This window comes from Flavobacterium sp. PLA-DH12, from assembly GCF_059511845.1.
Genome location: NZ_JCAMPD010000012.1, coordinates 95,381 through 113,087 on the forward strand (window position 1 = coordinate 95,381; position 17,707 = coordinate 113,087).

A 17,707-nucleotide genomic window follows, 5' to 3' on the forward strand; every position below is an offset into this window, starting at 1 on the left:
GATGTTTTTTTCAATTTTTTACTATTTAAGTATTTGATAAATAGATTCTTATTCTGGTTATTAAAAGTAAGCAGATATTTATAAAAGTACAATTTTTTGATAGAAATGTTTTTTTACTGAAGTGTAAAAATAAATAAACCTCACATTTATGCGAGGCTCTGTTGGTATTATTAGTTTGATTTTATATTTTTTAAAAGAGCTTTGTTTATCTCTTCTTGTTTTTGCTTTCTTTCTTGATCTTCTTTTTCCTTTTTCTCGAGATCTGCTTTTTTTGTTAGCGAAATTTCCATTTCCTTTTTTAAATCCGTCACTTTTTTAGAGCTTGCTTCTAGATCAGTTTTGGATTTGTTTAGCTTTTCTTCCGATTTTGCTATTTGTTCTTTGGTTTTCTGAATGTTTTTTTGAACATCACTATTTGTATTATTAGGAGAATTTTCAAGTGCAGCTAATTCGTCTTGTTTCTTTTTCAAATCAGCATTTAATTTAGCATTTTTTTCTTCTAGCTTTTGTTTTTTCTTTTCTTCATTGTATAATGTTTTTTGGGCTTTTGAGCTATGATTGTGCAATTGATTGGACATTGCTTGCTGAGACCAGTTATTTTCGTCTCTTAATCGCTCACTTGCCCATTTTTGATTTTGTGCATTTATTTGTTGATGCATTTGCATTCGCTGGTCAATTTGTGCTGAAGCAAAAAACGGCAATATTAGTATCAGGATTGTAAAAAAATATATTTTCATGATTTGGGTTTTGGTTGGTTTTGGAATCCAAATATATTTAAAAATTATTCAAAATTATCTGATTAATTTTAAAGCTTTATTGAAATTTAAGCTCTGGATAGAAACAAAAAAAGAAACCCGACAGATTTTTAAAACCTGTCGGGTTTGAATATGTAATCGAAGAAATCTAAAATCAGAAATCTTCAATCTAAAATAGATTTAGTATCTGTAGTACTCTGGTTTGAATGGACCTTGAACTTCAACACCAATATAAGCAGCTTGATCTTCTCTTAAAACTTCAAGTTCAACGCCTAATTTTGCTAAGTGTAAAGCAGCAACTTTTTCATCTAAATGTTTTGGTAACATGTAAACTTCATTTTTGTAAGCTGCGCTGTTGTTCCATAATTCGATTTGTGCCAAAGTTTGGTTTGTAAATGAGTTACTCATTACAAAACTTGGGTGACCTGTAGCACAACCAAGGTTTACTAAACGACCTTCAGCCAAGATAATGATATCTTTTCCGTTGATGTTGTATTTGTCAACCTGAGGTTTGATTTCGATTTTAGATGCACCGTGGTTTTTGTTCAACCAAGCCATATCAATTTCGTTATCGAAGTGACCAATGTTGCAAACAACAGTTTTGTCTTTCATTTGCTCGAAGTGCTCTCCAAGAACGATATCTTTGTTTCCTGTAGTTGTAATGATGATATCAGCATTAGCAATTACAGTGTTTAATTTTTTAACTTCATAACCGTCCATTGCAGCTTGTAAAGCACAAATTGGATCGATTTCAGTAACAGTTACAATAGAACCAGCACCTCTGAAAGAAGCGGCAGTTCCTTTTCCAACGTCACCGTATCCACAAACTACAACTCTTTTTCCAGCTAACATTAAGTCAGTTGCACGACGAACAGCATCTACAGCAGATTCTTTACATCCGTATTTGTTGTCAAATTTAGATTTAGTAACAGAGTCATTAATGTTGATTGCAGGCATTGGTAAAGTTCCAGCTTTTACTCTCTCATAAAGTCTATGAACACCAGTTGTAGTTTCTTCAGAAAGACCTTTAATTCCAGGAACTAATTCTGGGTAACGATCGATAACCATGTTAGTTAAATCTCCACCATCATCTAAGATCATGTTTAATGGTTTTCTGTCTTCACCAAAGAATAAAGTTTGCTCAATACACCAGTCAAATGATTGCTCGTCAAGACCTTTCCAAGCATATACAGAAATTCCAGCAGCAGCAATAGCAGCAGCAGCTTGATCTTGAGTAGAGAAAATATTGCAAGAAGACCAAGTAACTTCAGCACCAAGAGCAATTAAAGTTTCGATTAAAACTGCAGTTTGAATTGTCATGTGTAAACATCCAGCGATACGAGCACCTTTAAGAGGTTGTTCGTCTTTATATTCAGCACGAAGCGCCATTAAACCTGGCATTTCAGCTTCAGCTAGTTCAATTTCTTTTCTTCCCCAAGCCGCTAGAGAAATGTCTTTTACTTTGAAAGCCACATATGGCGTAGTCGTTGTACTCATTTATAGTATATTTGTATTGTAAAATTTTTTGCAAATTTAAGGAATAGCTTTTGAATTTTACTAATTTCTCTCAGATTTGTGAAATCTTTAATTTCTTAATCTTTAGAACATTAGTTTATAAAACGATTTAAACCATATAAGTGATATAAGTTCATTTAAAAAAGATTCTGAAACTATTACCTTTGTCGCGAATTGCTTATATTTACTAATGCATTCTTTAAACCAACAGTTATATTTTCTTAAATGACTTATATGGTTTAAAATTTACCACCAAAAATTTATAATTAATCATTTACAATTTATAATTAAAAAGTAATGCCTTTATTTCAGACCATACAATTCAATGAAACGACTAAAATTTTAATTTGGGAAATAACCGAATCTTTTGATGAATTGTACAGTAGAGTAACGTTGAAAGAAAAAACACAGCGCAGACTGGACGGAATGAAATCGCAAATGCATCAGCGTGCTTTCTTGAGTGTTAGAATGCTGATTCAGGAAATGGGTTTTACTGATAAAGATCTGCATTATGATGAATTTGGAAAACCATATTTTGATTGTGATCATCATATCTCAATTACACATTCTTATCATTTTGCGGCCATCATTATAAGCAAAGAAAAGGTTGGAATTGACATGGAATTACAGCGTGAGAAAATTCAAAGGATTGCAGATAAATTTACCGATTACGAATGCAGGTATTTAGAACCGAATTCTACAGAAGAATATATAAAAAAGCTTACCGTTATCTGGGGAGCCAAAGAGGCGATCTTTAAAATAAGAAATGAAAAAGGGATAAGTTTTAAAGATCATATTAATGTAAACAACTTCTCTTTAGGAGAAACCCAAACGCAGGCAAGTCTTCATTTTGATGATCTCATAAAGGATTTTGATGTGCACTACGAAGAAATCAAATCAGATAATTTTGAGGGAACTTTTACTTTGGTTTATGCTTTTGAGAAATAAAATGTCAATTTAAAAATTCTAAGATTTAGATATTTAAACTTCGCTTTCTTTCTGTCGATGCTGAAATATACTCATGTATAAAAAAGTACTCATTTTTCTGGCGCGTCTTTTTAATGTTTCGGCGTTTTCGCCTTCAAAATGTTCATCAATGGTTTGAGACCAATGATTGAGCCAGATTCCGAATTCGTTTATAGTGATTTTTTCATCAAAATGAGCATCAACTTCATTGTGTACAGCGTGAGGATTTCCTTTGTATTTGCGAACGCCAAATAAGTTAGTTTCCCAAAAATCAGTCAGCTTCTCGAGGTGCGCATCCCAATCAGAAATCATTTCATTAAAATAAAAGCCGATTTCTCGATCGGCTCTTATTTTAGCATAAAATTGATGTACTAAAAAAGATACATCAGCTCTATTTTCTATTTGTTTTTTCATAGAATAAAACTATTCAAGAATATAAAAAATACGCTTAAAAGTGTGCTTACCATAATCAGGTTGAAAACTACTTTATGTTTCATTTGTGCTAAGATAGATGTATTTGCGAAAACACAAGCTAAAACAATAATTCCTAGCTGAATCATCTGTGGAATTGAAGTTCCGTTTGATAAAACGTACATAGCTGCAGCGCCTCCTAAACAGCTTTGTCCAATTACTGCCATTGCAGCAGAACCCATATAGTTTCTATTGAAAATGTCGAATGTTGTTTGATATAGTGTCATGGTATTCAGTTTTTTATATCAACAAAATTACATCCACAATGGCGTTTCATTTTATGATTAAAATCATAAAACGAGAATTTTTTTATCTGTATACTTTTCGATTAATAATCTTCAATTCACCTTTTTTTTCCAATGCTTTTATCGTTCGAATAACGGTTTCAACCCGTAAACCGGTTAAATCTCCAATCTGCTGTCTGGTAAAGTTGATAAGATAACCATTTTTATCTTTTTGAAAATTGAAGTAAGCAATTCCGTGATCTATTAATTTCAATACACGATGTTCTGGTTCATGGGTAGAAATTTCGGCAGCCATAACCGATTTGTAATACAATCTCTGCGCTAGATTTTCGATTATTTGAATACTCACTTTTGGATTTTCTTCTAAAAGCCTCATGAAGTTTTCTTTTGGAAGAATAAAAAGCTCGGTATTTTCTACAGCAATAGCATTTGCTGGATATTTTTGGTTTAAAAATAGTGGTGGTTCGCCAAAAGATTGTCCGTTATAAAAAATACCTTGAATAAATTCACGGCCATCATCATTATAATTGCTCATCTTTACTTCACCAGAAATAATCTGATAATAGTGTGATGGCAGATTTCCTTCTTCAAAAATAATATCATTTTTATCAAATGATTTTTTTACGACACCGTACTTTTCTAGTAATTCGACTGTAATCATAATGTATTGTTTACGTTACCAAAAGACATTGAACAAATATAATTTATTCAAAATAGTTCTTCTACATTAAAAATCTTTTACTTTTACACCCCGTATGCAAGAACAAATACTTACTATTAAACAACAGATTTTAGAAGCTAAAAGCAATGGCCAAAAATTACTGGCAGTGCTTTTGGATCCTGATAAAATTGTATTGGAAAATGTCAATCATTTAATTGAAAAAATTAATGGTTCGCCTGCAACTCACATTTTTGTAGGAGGAAGTATTGTTCAGAATAACATTTTGGAAGAATTGATTTCGGGGTTAAAGCAAAAAACGAATTTACCTGTTATTTTGTTTCCTGGCGATCCTTCACAGATTTCGCCGCAAGCCGATGCAATTCTGTTCCTATCGTTATTGTCTGGCCGAAATCCCGATTATTTGATAGAATATCAAGTTCAGGCTGCTCCAATTCTTAAAAAAACAAATTTAGAAGTTATTTCTACGGGATATATTTTAATTGAAAGCGGTAATGAAACTGCCGTTGCTCGTGTAAGTAAAACAAAACCTCTAAGCCGCGAAAATCTTGATTTGGTTTTGGCGACGGCTCAAGCAGGTGAAATGTTAGGAAATCAACTTATTTATTTAGAAGCGGGAAGTGGTGCTAAACAACCTGTTCCAGCAGAAATGATTGAACTGATTTCTCAAAATATTGAAATTCCTGTTATTGTTGGCGGAGGAATTGTAGATTTGCACGGAATTCAAAAAGCCTATCAAGCTGGCGCAGATTTGGTTGTTATTGGAACTGCCTTTGAAAATAACAGTCGTTTTTTTGAATTATAAATGTCAAATACCACATTTTCATGATAGATTTTTTTTTAGAAAGTTATAAAAATGCACCGCTTTGGCACATTGCTTTGGAGTTTCTGGTATTTGTCTGCGGAATTTTAAGTGTATGGTTTGCTAAAAAAGAAAATATCTGGGTATATCCTACAGGATTAATTGCAACGGCAATATCGGTCTATCTGCTTTATATTGCCGGTTATGTGGGAGACATGATTATTAATGCTTATTTTTCTATAATGAGTATTTATGGATGGTATGTCTGGGCAAAAGGAGGAACTGCAGAGGATAATCTACCAATTACCCGTACAAGTTTTAATGAAAAAATAATCGGAATCTTACTGTTTATTGTGACTGTTTTTGTAGTTTTCGGGATTTATAAATATTTTGGATACGAAATTCATAAAGACAATTATGTTGATATGATTTCATCTGGAATATTTTTCGCAGGAATGTGGTATATGGCCAGAAAAAAAATAGAAAACTGGACACTTTGGATTATTGGTGATATTATTGTTGTGCCTCTCTATGCTTATCGTGGCTTAGGAATGTTGTCGCTTCAATACATAATTTTTACAATTTTGGCTATTTCAGCTTATTTAGAATGGAGAAAGATCTTAAACAGCAAAAAACAAATATCATAAAAATTGCTTTGTTTGGACCTGAAAGTACAGGAAAAACAACCTTAGCAAAACAGCTTGCAGATTATTATGAAACCGAATGGGTTCCTGAATTTGCACGCGATTATTTGCAAGAAAAATGGGAAGAGAATAAGCATATTTGTGTAGCTGATGATATGATGCCAATTGCTTATGGTCAGACTGCATTGGAAAATGAAAAACTGGCCAATGCAAATAAATACTTGTTTTGTGATACCAATTTGATGGTAACCAAAGTGTTTTCTGAAATGTATTATGGTTTTTGTGATCCGCTTTTAAATGAAGCAGCATTAAAACATGAATACGATTTGTTTTTCCTGACCAATATTGATGTTCCTTGGGAAAAAGACGATATTCGTGATACTCCAGAAGGAAGAGAAACGGTGTTTTCTGTTTTTAAACAGACATTAATAGACACAAAAAAGCCTTTTATAACACTATCAGGAGATAAAGAAACACGTTTAGCAAAAGCAACAGGTATTATTCATGAACTGACTTTGGCTAAACAAAAAGGATTTACGTCATCAGATTTTGTTCAAATTTATGATAGAGGAATCCCTTTTGAAAAAATTCTAAAACAGCTTGAAATTCTTGATAACGGAATTGCTAAAAGTAACTTAATAAGTCCTGCAACGATTGAAAATGGAATTTTAAGTTTATCTGAAAAAGATTTTGAAGATAAAGCTGTTTTTTTTGATAAACAGAAAGAAAATTTAAAAATTAAAAAATTTGTTCCTGCTTCTGGTGCGGCAACAAGAATGTTTAAATTTTTGAATGCATTTTTAAATGATTTTGATATTCAGAAAGAAACTATTAATGCTTATATAAATAGAAAAAAAGACAAAGAACTTGCCATTTTTATTATCGGAATGGATAAGTTTCCTTTCTTCAAATGTATAGATCAAAAGTTAAGAGAGATTTATCCTGATTTTGAATCTCTTGAAAGAGATTACAAGAATTATTATTTTATAAAATCATTGTTGTCTCCTGACTATTTTAATTTTGCAAATAAGCCAAAAGCAGTATTGCCATTTCATTGGTATGAAACGCATATTGCAACTCCAATTGAAGAACATTTAAATGAATGTATACATTATGCTACTTCAAATAAAGTCTCTAATTTGCATTTTACTGTATCAGAAATTCATCAGAATTTGTTTTATAAAGGTGTTGATGAGGTTATAGGGAAGATTGAAGAGCCATCAGGAGTTAAAATTAATATTGGTTATTCATATCAAAATAAAAGCACAGACTCCATTACTATTGATGAAGAAAATAAATTAGTAAAAGATAAGTATCATGATTTAATTTTTAGACCTGGGGGACATGGTGCTTTGATTGAAAATTTAAATGATCTTGATGCAGATGTAATCTTCATTAAAAATATAGATAATGTCATTCAGAATCATATTGATAAAATTACACTATACAAAAAAGCATTGGCAGGTGTTTTAATAGAAATACAGCAGAAAGTTTTTTCTTATTTAAAAGCAATTGATCAAGATGATATCAAAGAAAATCATTTAGAAGATATTGTTTTGTTTTTAAAAGAAGAGCTAAATGTCGAGATGAGTAATGACTTCAGTAAATTTACTTTTGAAAATAAAATAAACAAAATCAAAGAACTATTAGATAGACCAATTCGTGTTTGTGGAATGGTGAAAAATGAAGGAGAACCTGGAGGCGGACCGTTTTGGGTAATGAATGATAAAGGAGTGAATTCTCTTCAAATTGTTGAAACCTCTCAAGTAGATTTGACAAGTAAGAAGCAACAGGCAATTTTAGCTGAGGCAACACATTTTAACCCTGTAGATTTAGTTTGTGGTATTAAAAATTATAAAAAAGAGAAATTCGATTTATTGCAATTTGTAGATCAAAAAGCGGGTTTTATTGTTGAAAAAAGTGTTGATGGCAAAACAGTAAGAAGCTACGAATTGCCAGGTTTATGGAATGGATCAATGGCCAATTGGCTAACTGTTTTTGTTGCTGTTCCTTTGATTACTTTTAATCCAGTAAAAACAGTAAACGATTTGTTAAAAGCGGCTCATCAGCCACAATAATATGGATACAGACAAAATAATATCAGAGTTAAACTTTAAAGCCGTCCGCAGTAGTGGATCGGGCGGACAAAACGTGAACAAAGTTTCGTCAAAAGTGGTGCTGAATTTTGATCTGAATACTTCGCAAGCTTTATCTGAAGACGAAAAATTACTTTTACAGGAAAATATAGCAGCAAGATTAACTTCTGAAAATATCCTAATTTTAAATTGCGATGAAGATCGAAGTCAGCTTAAAAACAAAGAAATTGTAACCAAACGATTTTTGGAAATTATCAAAAAAGGACTTTATGTTCCTAAAATTAGAAAAGCTACGAAAGTTCCAAAAGCAGTAATTAAAAAAAGAATCAAAGACAAAAAGAACATTTCTGATCTAAAACAATCTAGAAGAAAACCGAACATCGAGTAAAATTCCAAATTCCAACAACTAAGGTTAATGTTGGAATTTGGAATTTTGATTTCAATCTAGTTGAATTTTTGGAATTTGGAATTTTCAATATTGGAATTTAACTTTTTAACATTACATTTGCACTGTCTCAAAGGGGTGCTCCAAATAACGAGCTGAGATCATACCCAAAGAACCTGAGCGAGTAATGTTGCTAAGGGATAACGACACTATCGAGCGTGCACACTTTATTTTGTCGTGAAACACATTTATTAATTTAACAAAAGAATAATTCCCCCTTTTATTCGTAATTCTTTACGAATGAAAACTATTTTTGAAGGTACTAAGGTACTAAGATACAAAGGTTCTGAGGTTCAAAAAATGAGCAGAACCAAATCTATTTTCTTTTCTCTATTTTCTATTTTCTTTTCTCTTTTCTCTTTTGCACAACAGCAAGATTCTACCAAAGTGAATCAGCTTGATGATGTATTGGTTTCAGCGGTTCGTGTTACTTCAAAAACTCCCGTGAGCTTCAGTAATATGGATAAAAAGGAAATTAAATATAGAAATCTAGGTCAGGACATTCCTGTTTTAATGAATTATCTTCCTTCGGTTGTAACAACTTCAGATGCAGGAAATGGTGTTGGTTATACTGGGATTCGAGTTCGTGGAAGTGACGCAACACGTGTAAACGTAACCATAAACGGAATTCCGTATAATGATGCAGAAAGTCAAGGAACGTTTTGGGTAAATATGCCTGATTTTGCTTCTTCTGTAGAAAGTCTTCAATTACAGCGCGGAGTTGGAACATCAACAAATGGAGCAGGTGCTTTTGGTGCCAGTTTAAATATGCTAACAGATAGTTATGCAAGAAAATCGACAGGTGAGATTTCAAGTTCTGCAGGATCATTCAATACAATTAAAAATACCGTAAAGTTTAGTACAGGTTTATTAAATGATCATTTTGAAATTGCTGGGCGTTTGTCTACAATAAAAACACACGGGTATATTGATCGTGGAAGTGCCGATTTAAAATCATACTTCTTGCAGGGAACTTACGTTGGCAAAACCACTTTGATTAAAGCATTGGTTTTTGGTGGAACTCAAAAAACGTATCAATCTTGGAACGGAATTGATGCAGAAACGCTTAATACAGACCGTACTTTTAATTCTGCTGGAATGTATACAGACGATGCTGGAAATGTACATTTCTATGATAACGAAACCGATAATTACAATCAGGATCATTATCAATTGCATTGGAGTGAATCGATTTCTGATAAATGGAGCACAAACCTGGCATTTCATTATACAAAAGGTAAGGGGTATTACGAAAATTATAAAGAAGATGAACCCGTTGAAGGCTATGGACCAATTAAACCAACAAAAACAGTTGAAGATGACAATGGAAATTTAGTTCCAGTAACAGATTTGATTCGTCAAAAATGGTTGGATAATGATTTCTACGGAACTACTTTTTCTGCTAAATATGTAACAGAAAAACTAAATGTTATTTTAGGTGGCGGTTGGAATAAATACGAAGGCGACCATTTTGGAAAAGTAATCTGGGCGCAATATTCAGATCAGTCAGCGTTAGGAGCTCATTATTACGATGATTATTCGTCAAAAACGGATGGTAATGTTTTCGTGAAAGCAAATTATCAATTCACAGAAAAATTAAGTTTCTACGGAGATTTGCAATACAGAAATGTGAAATATAAAGCAAATAGTAAAGAAACTGGTTTAGTAGATGATAATTTTAATTTCTTTAATCCGAAAGCTGGTTTGAACTATGCTTTTAACGAAAAAAACACTTTGTATTTTTCTTATGCGCGAGCAAATCGTGAGCCAAATAGAACAGATTATGAAGGAGGAAATGTAAAATCAGAAAAGCTAAATGATTTTGAGTTAGGATGGAGATTCAATTCAGAGAAATTTCAATTGAATTCGAATCTGTATTATATGGGTTATAGAGATCAATTGATTTTAACGGGAAGGTTAGACGATGTTGGAAACCCAATTCGTGCCAATACAGAGAAAAGCTACCGTTTAGGATTTGAGTTCGATGCCACAATTGCACTTTCTGAGAAATTTACATTAAGACCAAACTTTACGTTGAGCAGCAATAAAAACGTAGATTTAGCTGTTGATGGAGAATTTTACGGAACTACAAAAATTGCCTATTCTCCAGAAGTAATTGCTGGAAACGTTATTGTGTATAAACCTATGGAGAGATTGTATCTTTCGTTACTGCAAAAATATGTTGGAGAACAATACATGAACAATATTGAACTTCCAGCAGCTAAATTGGCAGATTACTTCGTAAACGATTTTAATGCATCTTACGAAATAAAGCCAAAAACGATTTTCCAATCGATAACGATTACAGCTTTGGTAAATAATATTTTCGACAAGAAATATGTTTCAAATGGAGCAATGTGGGATGTATATCCATACTATTATCCGCAAGCAGGAACAAACTTCTTAATTGGTTTGAGTTTGAAATTCTAATTAAGAGAAGACGCAAAAAAAGCCTGAAAATAATTTCAGGCTTTTTTGTTTTTAGTTGTATACATGAACCACGGTCCCAGAAGATTCGACACGATATTGTTTCATCGGATACTCTTTTCCGCCAAGTCCTGTAAATAAATTATATTGCGTTTTATCGCAAGAACATACAGCATAAATTCCGTCAATTGTCATTGCAGTGCACGAAGTTAAGGCTTGATTCGGACAAGCTGCATCAAAAGCGGTATAAGTTCCTTCTCCAGTTTTCATTACAATGATTCCTTTTGCACCAAAATTGGCAACGTAAACTGGATTACTCGGATATATTAATTTGTTATAAGTTGGAAGATTAGTGTCCAGATACGCGTTTATCGAATAGTTAGGAATGTACGGATTGTTATTACTTCTATTATTGTCACTGCAAGAGAATAAAACAGCTGTAAATGCTATAAAGAACCAGATTTTTTTCATTATTTGAATAAGAATTAGTTAAAACAAAAATAATTTATTTAGATTTGAAATCTATATGATTAACATATAATTATGTACTATTAAAAATTATAGTATATTTGTGGTAAGAAAATCCCGTCGCGATGGGATTTTTTGTATTTATATAAACGATGAAGTTATGAGTAAAGTATCTTATTATACAGCAGAAGGATTAAAAAAATTAAAAGATGAATTGGAGCATTTAAAAAGTGTAATGCGTCCAAAGGCATCTCAAGATATTGCAGATGCAAGAGATAAAGGTGACTTGTCTGAAAATGCAGAATATGATGCAGCAAAAGAAGCGCAAGGTTTATTAGAAATGAGAATTTCTAAACTTGAAGAAGTTTATGCAAATGCAAGATTAATAGACGAATCTCAATTAGATGTTTCTAAAGTTTTGGTTTTATCGAATGTAAAAATCAAAAATCAAAGTAACGGAATGGAGATGAAATATACTCTTGTTGCAGAAAGTGAAGCAGATTTAAAAACAGGAAAAATCTCTGTAACTTCTCCTATCGGAAAAGGTTTGCTAGGAAAATCTGTTGGTGAAGTAGCTGAAATTACAGTTCCTAATGGAGTTTTGAAATTTGAAATTCTTGAAATCTCAAGAGACTAAATTTAGTTTAACCGTTTAATCGTTAAATCGGTTAAACGATTAACCAAATAAACGAATAAACAATGAGTACAATATTCACTAAAATAGTAAACGGAGAAATTCCAGCTTACAAAATCGCTGAAGATGAAAACTATTTAGCATTTTTGGATGTAAATCCTAATGCTAAAGGACACACGCTTTGTATTCCGAAACAAGAAATCGATAAGATTTTTGATATGGACGAAGAACTGTATTTAGGTTTAATGAAATTTTCTAAAAAAGTGGCAGCAGCTTTAGAAAAAACAGTTCCATGTAAAAGAATCGGAATAGCAGTTGTTGGACTTGAAGTGCCTCATGCACACGTACATTTGATTCCGTTAAACCACATGGACGAAATGCGTTTTATTGATAAAGTTTCACTTTCAAAAGAAGAATTTGAAGCTTTGGCAAAAGATATTCAATCAAATTTATAAGACTTCGATTTCGATCAGTCTAACAAAAAAGATGACTAAAGTGCAGTAAAAATTATTACTGCACTTTTTTATTTAATGAAATCTGAAAAGTAGTTCCTTTACCAATTTCAGAATTCAGTACTTTTATTTTCCCATTGTGATATTCCTCGACAATTCTTTTAGTTAAAGAAAGTCCAAGTCCCCAACCACGTTTTTTAGTTGTAAAACCAGTTTCAAAAATGGTTTTAAATTGTTTTTTAGGAATTCCGGTTCCAGAATCTTTAATGTTGATTTTTACAAAATTAGCATCCTGTTCAATGTAAAGATCTAAGGTTCCTTTTCCTTTCATGGCATCAATAGCATTTTTAACTAAATTTTCGATAGTCCAGCTATGCAGCGTTGGATTTATCATAGCTAGAATAGGTTCGTTTGGAGCTTGAAACGAAAACGCGACCTGCTTAGAAAAACGAGATTGCAAATACTCATAAGCCGTTTTTGTTTCTTCTACAATGTCGTGAAGTTCTAAAACGGGTACAGAACCAATTTTAGAAAAACGATCAGTAATAGTTTGCAAACGTTCAATATCTTTTTCGATTTCAGTGCTAATTGATGGATCAATATCTTCGGTTTTTAATATTTCGACCCATCCAATTAATGAAGATAGCGGTGTTCCAATCTGATGTGCTGTTTCTTTTGCCATTCCTGCCCAAAGTTTGTTTTGGGTTGCCATTTTGGTACTTTTATAGAAGTTGTAAATTAAAGCAATGCATAAAAATATAATCAGCAGCAACGCAATCGGATAATATTTAAGTTTGTTTAATAAGGAAGAGTTTCCGTAATATAACGTCTGATATTTCCCTGGAGCATATTCGAAAGTGATAGGCTCATTTTCATTTTTCAGCTTATTTAAGAACGCAGTTCTTTTTTTCTTGTCATTAAGAATTTCATCAGGAACATTTACTGCACTTACTACTTTATCATACAACATTATTATACCTGGAATAGAAGTATTATTGTTGAAAATCTGAAGAGGAAGTTCGACATCAGTATTCTCATCGGCGTTAACGATTGTAATTTGCGCTTTCACAAAAAGGTTCATTTTCAAACGTTCCTCGTTTTTAAAAATTTGGAAGAAAGTGTAAGTGTTCCAAAGAATTAGAGAAATGATTATAAAACATACCGAAATAATAATCCAGCGGGTTGTATTTGTTCTTTCAGAAAAAGACATATCAGTTTTTTTGAGGTATAAATATAACGAAATATACACATTTTATATTTTGCCAATGTGGAAAGATTTTTCGTTTTTATCTGCAAAACTATTTCTTCTAATTAAACCATTTCAATACTTTTGTAGCTGCTAAAATGAGATTCTGTCTAAATTTTAAAGTATGATCAGCGTTAACCCAAAAGAGATTCCAACGGCCAAATTGCAAGGCTATCTGCAGAGTTCAATCGGACCGAGACCTATTGCTTTTGCAAGCACAATTAGCGAAACTGGAGTTCCAAATTTATCTCCGTTTAGTTTCTTTAATGTGTTTAGTGCCAATCCGCCAATTTTGGTTTTTTCGCCATCAAGACGTGTTCGTGATAATACCATTAAACATACTTTAATCAACGCTGAAGCAACACGAGAAGTGGTAATAAATGTCGTTAACTACGATATTGTGCAGCAAACTTCTTTAGCAAGTACAGAATATGGGGACGGAGTAAATGAATTTATTAAAGCTGGATTAACTCAAATTCCTTCTGATTTAGTAAAACCATATCGCGTAAAAGAATCTCCAGTTCAGTTTGAATGCAAGATTACGCAGATTATTCCGTTAGGAACAGAAGGAGGAGCAGGAAATTTGATTTTATGTGAAGTTGTTAAAATTCATATTGACGAATCGATTTTAGATGAAAACGGAGCAATCGATCAGCATAAAATTGACTTGGTTTCAAGACTTGGAAATAATTGGTATTCAAGATCTAATCAAGGACTTTTTGAAGTGGCAAAACCCCTGACAACATTGGGAGTAGGCGTAGATGCGATACCAGATTTTGTAAAAGAAAGCACTGTTTTTGATGGGAATGATTTAGGAAAATTAGGAAATGTTGAAACCTTGCCTACAAAAGAAGAAGTTAGTATATTTGTGAAAGAAAATTTCGCAGTCAAAGGAGTTTTAAGCTCAGACGACCAGAAAAAAGTACATTTAGAAGCCAAAAAATACTTGGATAGTGGCGATGTAGAATCGGCTTGGAAAGTGCTTTTAGCTAAAAAATAAAAAAATAGAAACAATAATTAATATAGACGAAGATGGAAGTTACAGGAAAAGTAAAAGTGGTTAACCCAGAGCAGCAAGTTAGTGCCTCATTCAAAAAAAGAGAGTTAGTTGTTACTACTGAGGAGCAGTATCCACAACATATTTTAATCGAATTTACACAAGATAAATGCGATTTGTTGAGTAGCTATAAACAAGGAGATGCAGTAAAAGTTTCTATCAATTTAAGAGGAAGAGAATGGGTTAATCCACAAGGAGAAACTAGATATTTCAATAGTATTCAAGGTTGGAGAATCGAAAGATTAGCAGCAGAAGGACCTGCACAAGGAGCTCCAATGCCAGCAGCAGAAACTTTTGCTCCAGCAACAAACTTAAATGAAGACGAACCAGACGATTTACCGTTCTAAGAGTCTAAAATTCAATTTACTAAATTCCAAATTCCAATTCATTCTCGTGAATTTGGAATTTGGAATTTTATTTTTGATTAAAAAAGCAAAAATCTTACTCATAGTTTTGTCATTTCGACGAAGGAGAAATCTTCGCAAGTAACTCCACAAAGATTTGTTTTTCATACGGAAATAATAAGATTATGAAACATTGGTATTTGGAATTTTATTATTGGAATTCAAAAATTGATTATTTAAAATGTATTATCTATTCAACGATTTATTTTTTCCGCCAGTCACAGAAGCAGATGAAGAAGGTGTTCTGGCAATTGGAGGCGATTTAAGTTCAGAACGTTTGCTATTAGCTTACAAAAGCGGTATTTTTCCTTGGTTTAATGAAGGAGAGCCGATTCTTTGGTGGGCGCCAGATCCTAGAATGGTATTGTTTTTTGATGAATTGGTGATATCCAAAAGCATGAAAAAGATTCTCAACAAGAAAATGTTTAAGGTCACTTACAACAAAAATTTCAGAGAAGTAATTTCAAATTGCCAGCAGATAAAACGTGAAGGCCAAAATGGGACTTGGATTTCTGATGAAATGATAAATGCGTACTGCAAATTGAATGAAGAAGGAGTTGCAAAATCAGTTGAGGTTTGGCAAGATGATGTTTTGGTTGGCGGTTTGTATGGAATTGATTTAGGAGATATTTTTTGTGGAGAAAGCATGTTTTCTAAGGTCTCAAATGCTTCAAAAACAGCTTTTATTGCTCTAGCGTTGTATTTGAAGAAAGAAAATTATAAATTATTGGATTGCCAGGTTTATAATCCGCATTTGGAGAGTTTAGGCTGTAGAGAAATTGATCGTGAAGAGTTTATGTCCATTTTAAAAAGTAAATAGAAAATGAGTGCAATTTACAGTGTAAAAGAAATTTATATTTATCCAATAAAAAGTTTGGCAGGAATCAGTCTTGAATCTGCAAAAGCTGAAGAAATGGGGTTTGAAAACGATCGCCGTTGGATGCTCATTGATACAGAAAATCAAATGCTTACACAAAGAGAACATCGCATTATGAGTCAGTTTTATCCGCAGATTGTAAATGGAAAAATCAGCATTACTTTTCAAGATCAAAAGCACGAATTTTCTGTTGATGAGCATTTAGAAAATGTAATAGAAGTTAATGTTTGGGATGATAAAAGTGAAGTGGTTGAGGTAAATCTTGAAACTTCAAAATGGTTCAGCCAGCATTTGGGTTTTGATTGTAAATTGGTTAAAATACTCAAAAATGGAGCTCGTAAACATGAAAGTTCTAAATTAAAAGAAACGTTCAATGTGAGTTTGGCAGATGGTTATCCATATTTAATGATTGGATCTAAAAGCTTAGATTTTTTGAATGACAAATTGGATGAAAAAATTACCATCAAAAGATTTCGCCCAAACATTGTCGTAAGCACCGAAAATCCTCATGAAGAAGATGATTTTAAGACTTTTGCGATAGGAGACGTTCAATTTAAAAACATAAAACCTTGCGGAAGATGTGTTATGGTAAACAATGATCCGGAGAATGGACGTTTGAAAAAAGAACCTTTAAAAACTTTAAGCAAGTACAGAAATGTAGATAATTCTGTTTTATTTGGAACCAATATTGTGAGTTTGAATTCTGGAATTATCAGTGTTGGCGATGAGGTTATTTTCTAGAAATTCAGTTTTATAAAATTCCAATTTAGAGTATTAAAAATTACCAATTCATTTTTTAAAGTTGGTAATTCTAAAATCAATTTTAAGGTTTCGTGCGCCATCATGTTGCCTATAATTCCTGGCAGAGTTCCCAAAACACCATTCAAATTGCAGTTCGGAACATCTTTTGGATCGGGCATTTCAGGAAATAAATCTCTAAGATTTTTACTTCCGTTATGATTAAAAACTGCAATCTGACCTTCAAATTTTAAAATACTTCCGTAAACTAAAGGTTTATTAAGCTGAACACAAGTATCATTGACTAAATAACGAGTAGAAAAATTATCGGAACCATCGACAACAATATCATATTGCTGAATGATTTCTGATGCATTTTCAGCAGTTAATTTTTCATTAATCGCAACAGCTTCAATAAGCGGATTTAGTTTTGAAACAACATCTTTTGCGACAATTGATTTATGATTACCAATTTCATTTTCGGTATATAAAATCTGCCTGTGGAGATTATGAATTTCAATTGTATCAAAGTCCATAATGCCGATAAAACCAACTCCTGCAGTTGCAATATATTGTAAAATTGGACAGCCTAAACCGCCTGCTCCAATTACTAAAACTCTAGCTTTTTTTAATTTTTGCTGACCTTCATCGCCAATTTCAGGCAGAATAGTTTGTCTGTTGTAACGTAAAAATTCTTGTATAACACTCATTTTTTTAATTGTGAATTGTGAATTGTAAAATGTTAAATTTTCAAACTTGAAACTTGAAACTTGAAACTTGAAACAT

20 protein-coding genes are annotated in these 17,707 nt (G+C 32.4%); 12 read left to right on the forward strand and 8 right to left on the reverse strand.

Annotation, left to right across the window (positions count from 1 at the left end; genetic code table 11):
* Window positions 1-170: 170 nt before the first annotated feature.
* Together AC5ZCW_RS20115 and ahcY are read right to left on the reverse strand one after the other, a co-directional pair.
* On the reverse strand, window positions 171-737 hold the full coding sequence (locus AC5ZCW_RS20115) for a hypothetical protein (RefSeq protein WP_496121440.1): 567 nt from the start codon (window positions 735-737) through the stop codon (window positions 171-173).
* A 198-nt stretch (window positions 738-935) separates the two neighbouring features.
* Window positions 936-2,252 (reverse strand): adenosylhomocysteinase, encoded by a 1,317-nt coding sequence (ahcY, locus tag AC5ZCW_RS20120; RefSeq protein ID WP_496121441.1) that lies wholly within the window; start codon window positions 2,250-2,252, stop codon window positions 936-938.
* 315 nt (window positions 2,253-2,567) lie between these two features.
* On the opposite strand from ahcY, the gene AC5ZCW_RS20125 reads away from it, so the two are divergent.
* Window positions 2,568-3,218 (forward strand): 4'-phosphopantetheinyl transferase family protein, encoded by a 651-nt coding sequence (locus AC5ZCW_RS20125; protein WP_496121443.1) that lies wholly within the window; start codon window positions 2,568-2,570, stop codon window positions 3,216-3,218.
* A gap of 33 nt (window positions 3,219-3,251) precedes the next feature.
* On the opposite strand, the gene AC5ZCW_RS20130 is transcribed toward AC5ZCW_RS20125, so the two are convergent.
* From AC5ZCW_RS20130 to AC5ZCW_RS20140, 3 genes are all read right to left on the reverse strand, one after another.
* Window positions 3,252-3,650: a group III truncated hemoglobin gene (locus AC5ZCW_RS20130; RefSeq protein ID WP_496121444.1), complete on the reverse strand. Its 399-nt coding sequence runs from the start codon at window positions 3,648-3,650 to the stop codon at window positions 3,252-3,254.
* A complete protein-coding gene (locus tag AC5ZCW_RS20135; protein ID WP_281631104.1) occupies window positions 3,647-3,934 on the reverse strand; it encodes a hypothetical protein in 288 nt (95 codons plus the stop codon). The genes AC5ZCW_RS20130 and AC5ZCW_RS20135 overlap by 4 nt, the downstream gene beginning before the upstream one ends.
* Window positions 3,935-4,016: 82 nt before the next feature.
* Window positions 4,017-4,613, reverse strand: coding sequence for a Crp/Fnr family transcriptional regulator (locus tag AC5ZCW_RS20140; protein WP_496121446.1), 597 nt, complete (start codon window positions 4,611-4,613; stop codon window positions 4,017-4,019).
* 94 nt (window positions 4,614-4,707) lie between these two features.
* Here AC5ZCW_RS20140 and AC5ZCW_RS20145 point away from each other — a divergent pair, with 94 nt between their 5' ends.
* The 5 genes from AC5ZCW_RS20145 to AC5ZCW_RS20165 all read left to right on the forward strand — a co-directional run bounded on the left by AC5ZCW_RS20145 (window position 4,708) and on the right by AC5ZCW_RS20165 (window position 11,048).
* Window positions 4,708-5,436, forward strand: coding sequence for a phosphoglycerol geranylgeranyltransferase (locus AC5ZCW_RS20145; protein ID WP_496121448.1), 729 nt, complete (start codon window positions 4,708-4,710; stop codon window positions 5,434-5,436).
* A 20-nt stretch (window positions 5,437-5,456) separates the two neighbouring features.
* On the forward strand, window positions 5,457-6,080 hold the full coding sequence (gene pnuC, locus AC5ZCW_RS20150; RefSeq protein WP_496121449.1) for a nicotinamide riboside transporter PnuC: 624 nt from the start codon (window positions 5,457-5,459) through the stop codon (window positions 6,078-6,080).
* Window positions 6,041-8,155, forward strand: coding sequence for a DUF4301 family protein (locus AC5ZCW_RS20155; protein WP_496121450.1), 2,115 nt, complete (start codon window positions 6,041-6,043; stop codon window positions 8,153-8,155). The genes pnuC and AC5ZCW_RS20155 overlap by 40 nt, the downstream gene beginning before the upstream one ends.
* A gap of 1 nt (window position 8,156) precedes the next feature.
* Window positions 8,157-8,561 carry an alternative ribosome rescue aminoacyl-tRNA hydrolase ArfB gene (gene arfB, locus AC5ZCW_RS20160; protein WP_496121452.1) on the forward strand — a complete coding sequence of 135 codons (405 nt, stop codon included), beginning with the start codon at window positions 8,157-8,159 and terminating at the stop codon, window positions 8,559-8,561.
* Between the two features lie 297 nt (window positions 8,562-8,858).
* Window positions 8,859-11,048, forward strand: a complete 2,190-nt coding sequence (locus AC5ZCW_RS20165; protein ID WP_496121453.1) for a TonB-dependent receptor — start codon at window positions 8,859-8,861, stop codon at window positions 11,046-11,048.
* 51 nt (window positions 11,049-11,099) lie between these two features.
* On the opposite strand, the gene AC5ZCW_RS20170 is transcribed toward AC5ZCW_RS20165, so the two are convergent.
* Window positions 11,100-11,516, reverse strand: a complete 417-nt coding sequence (locus tag AC5ZCW_RS20170) for a Rieske (2Fe-2S) protein (RefSeq protein WP_343544287.1) — start codon at window positions 11,514-11,516, stop codon at window positions 11,100-11,102.
* Window positions 11,517-11,673: 157 nt separating this feature from the next.
* On the opposite strand from AC5ZCW_RS20170, the gene greA reads away from it, so the two are divergent.
* Together greA and AC5ZCW_RS20180 are read left to right on the forward strand one after the other, a co-directional pair.
* Window positions 11,674-12,150 carry a transcription elongation factor GreA gene (gene greA, locus AC5ZCW_RS20175; RefSeq protein ID WP_111288069.1) on the forward strand — a complete coding sequence of 159 codons (477 nt, stop codon included), beginning with the start codon at window positions 11,674-11,676 and terminating at the stop codon, window positions 12,148-12,150.
* A gap of 62 nt (window positions 12,151-12,212) precedes the next feature.
* Window positions 12,213-12,602, forward strand: coding sequence for an HIT family protein (locus AC5ZCW_RS20180; protein WP_198854543.1), 390 nt, complete (start codon window positions 12,213-12,215; stop codon window positions 12,600-12,602).
* A gap of 55 nt (window positions 12,603-12,657) precedes the next feature.
* On the opposite strand, the gene AC5ZCW_RS20185 is transcribed toward AC5ZCW_RS20180, so the two are convergent.
* Window positions 12,658-13,809, reverse strand: a complete 1,152-nt coding sequence (locus AC5ZCW_RS20185; RefSeq protein ID WP_496121454.1) for a sensor histidine kinase — start codon at window positions 13,807-13,809, stop codon at window positions 12,658-12,660.
* A gap of 160 nt (window positions 13,810-13,969) precedes the next feature.
* Here AC5ZCW_RS20185 and AC5ZCW_RS20190 point away from each other — a divergent pair, with 160 nt between their 5' ends.
* From AC5ZCW_RS20190 to AC5ZCW_RS20205, 4 genes are all read left to right on the forward strand, one after another.
* Window positions 13,970-14,845 carry a flavin reductase family protein gene (locus tag AC5ZCW_RS20190; protein ID WP_496121455.1) on the forward strand — a complete coding sequence of 292 codons (876 nt, stop codon included), beginning with the start codon at window positions 13,970-13,972 and terminating at the stop codon, window positions 14,843-14,845.
* A 32-nt stretch (window positions 14,846-14,877) separates the two neighbouring features.
* Window positions 14,878-15,249, forward strand: a complete 372-nt coding sequence (locus AC5ZCW_RS20195; protein WP_111367968.1) for a DUF3127 domain-containing protein — start codon at window positions 14,878-14,880, stop codon at window positions 15,247-15,249.
* 238 nt (window positions 15,250-15,487) lie between these two features.
* Window positions 15,488-16,126 (forward strand): leucyl/phenylalanyl-tRNA--protein transferase, encoded by a 639-nt coding sequence (gene aat / locus AC5ZCW_RS20200; RefSeq protein ID WP_343544284.1) that lies wholly within the window; start codon window positions 15,488-15,490, stop codon window positions 16,124-16,126.
* 3 nt (window positions 16,127-16,129) lie between these two features.
* Entirely contained in the window at window positions 16,130-16,924 is a 795-nt protein-coding gene (locus tag AC5ZCW_RS20205; protein ID WP_496121457.1) for an MOSC domain-containing protein, read from the forward strand.
* On the opposite strand, the gene AC5ZCW_RS20210 is transcribed toward AC5ZCW_RS20205, so the two are convergent.
* Window positions 16,921-17,631 carry a HesA/MoeB/ThiF family protein gene (locus AC5ZCW_RS20210; protein WP_496121459.1) on the reverse strand — a complete coding sequence of 237 codons (711 nt, stop codon included), beginning with the start codon at window positions 17,629-17,631 and terminating at the stop codon, window positions 16,921-16,923. The two genes, AC5ZCW_RS20205 and AC5ZCW_RS20210, sit on opposite strands and share 4 nt — an antisense overlap.
* Window positions 17,632-17,707: the final 76 nt, after the last annotated feature.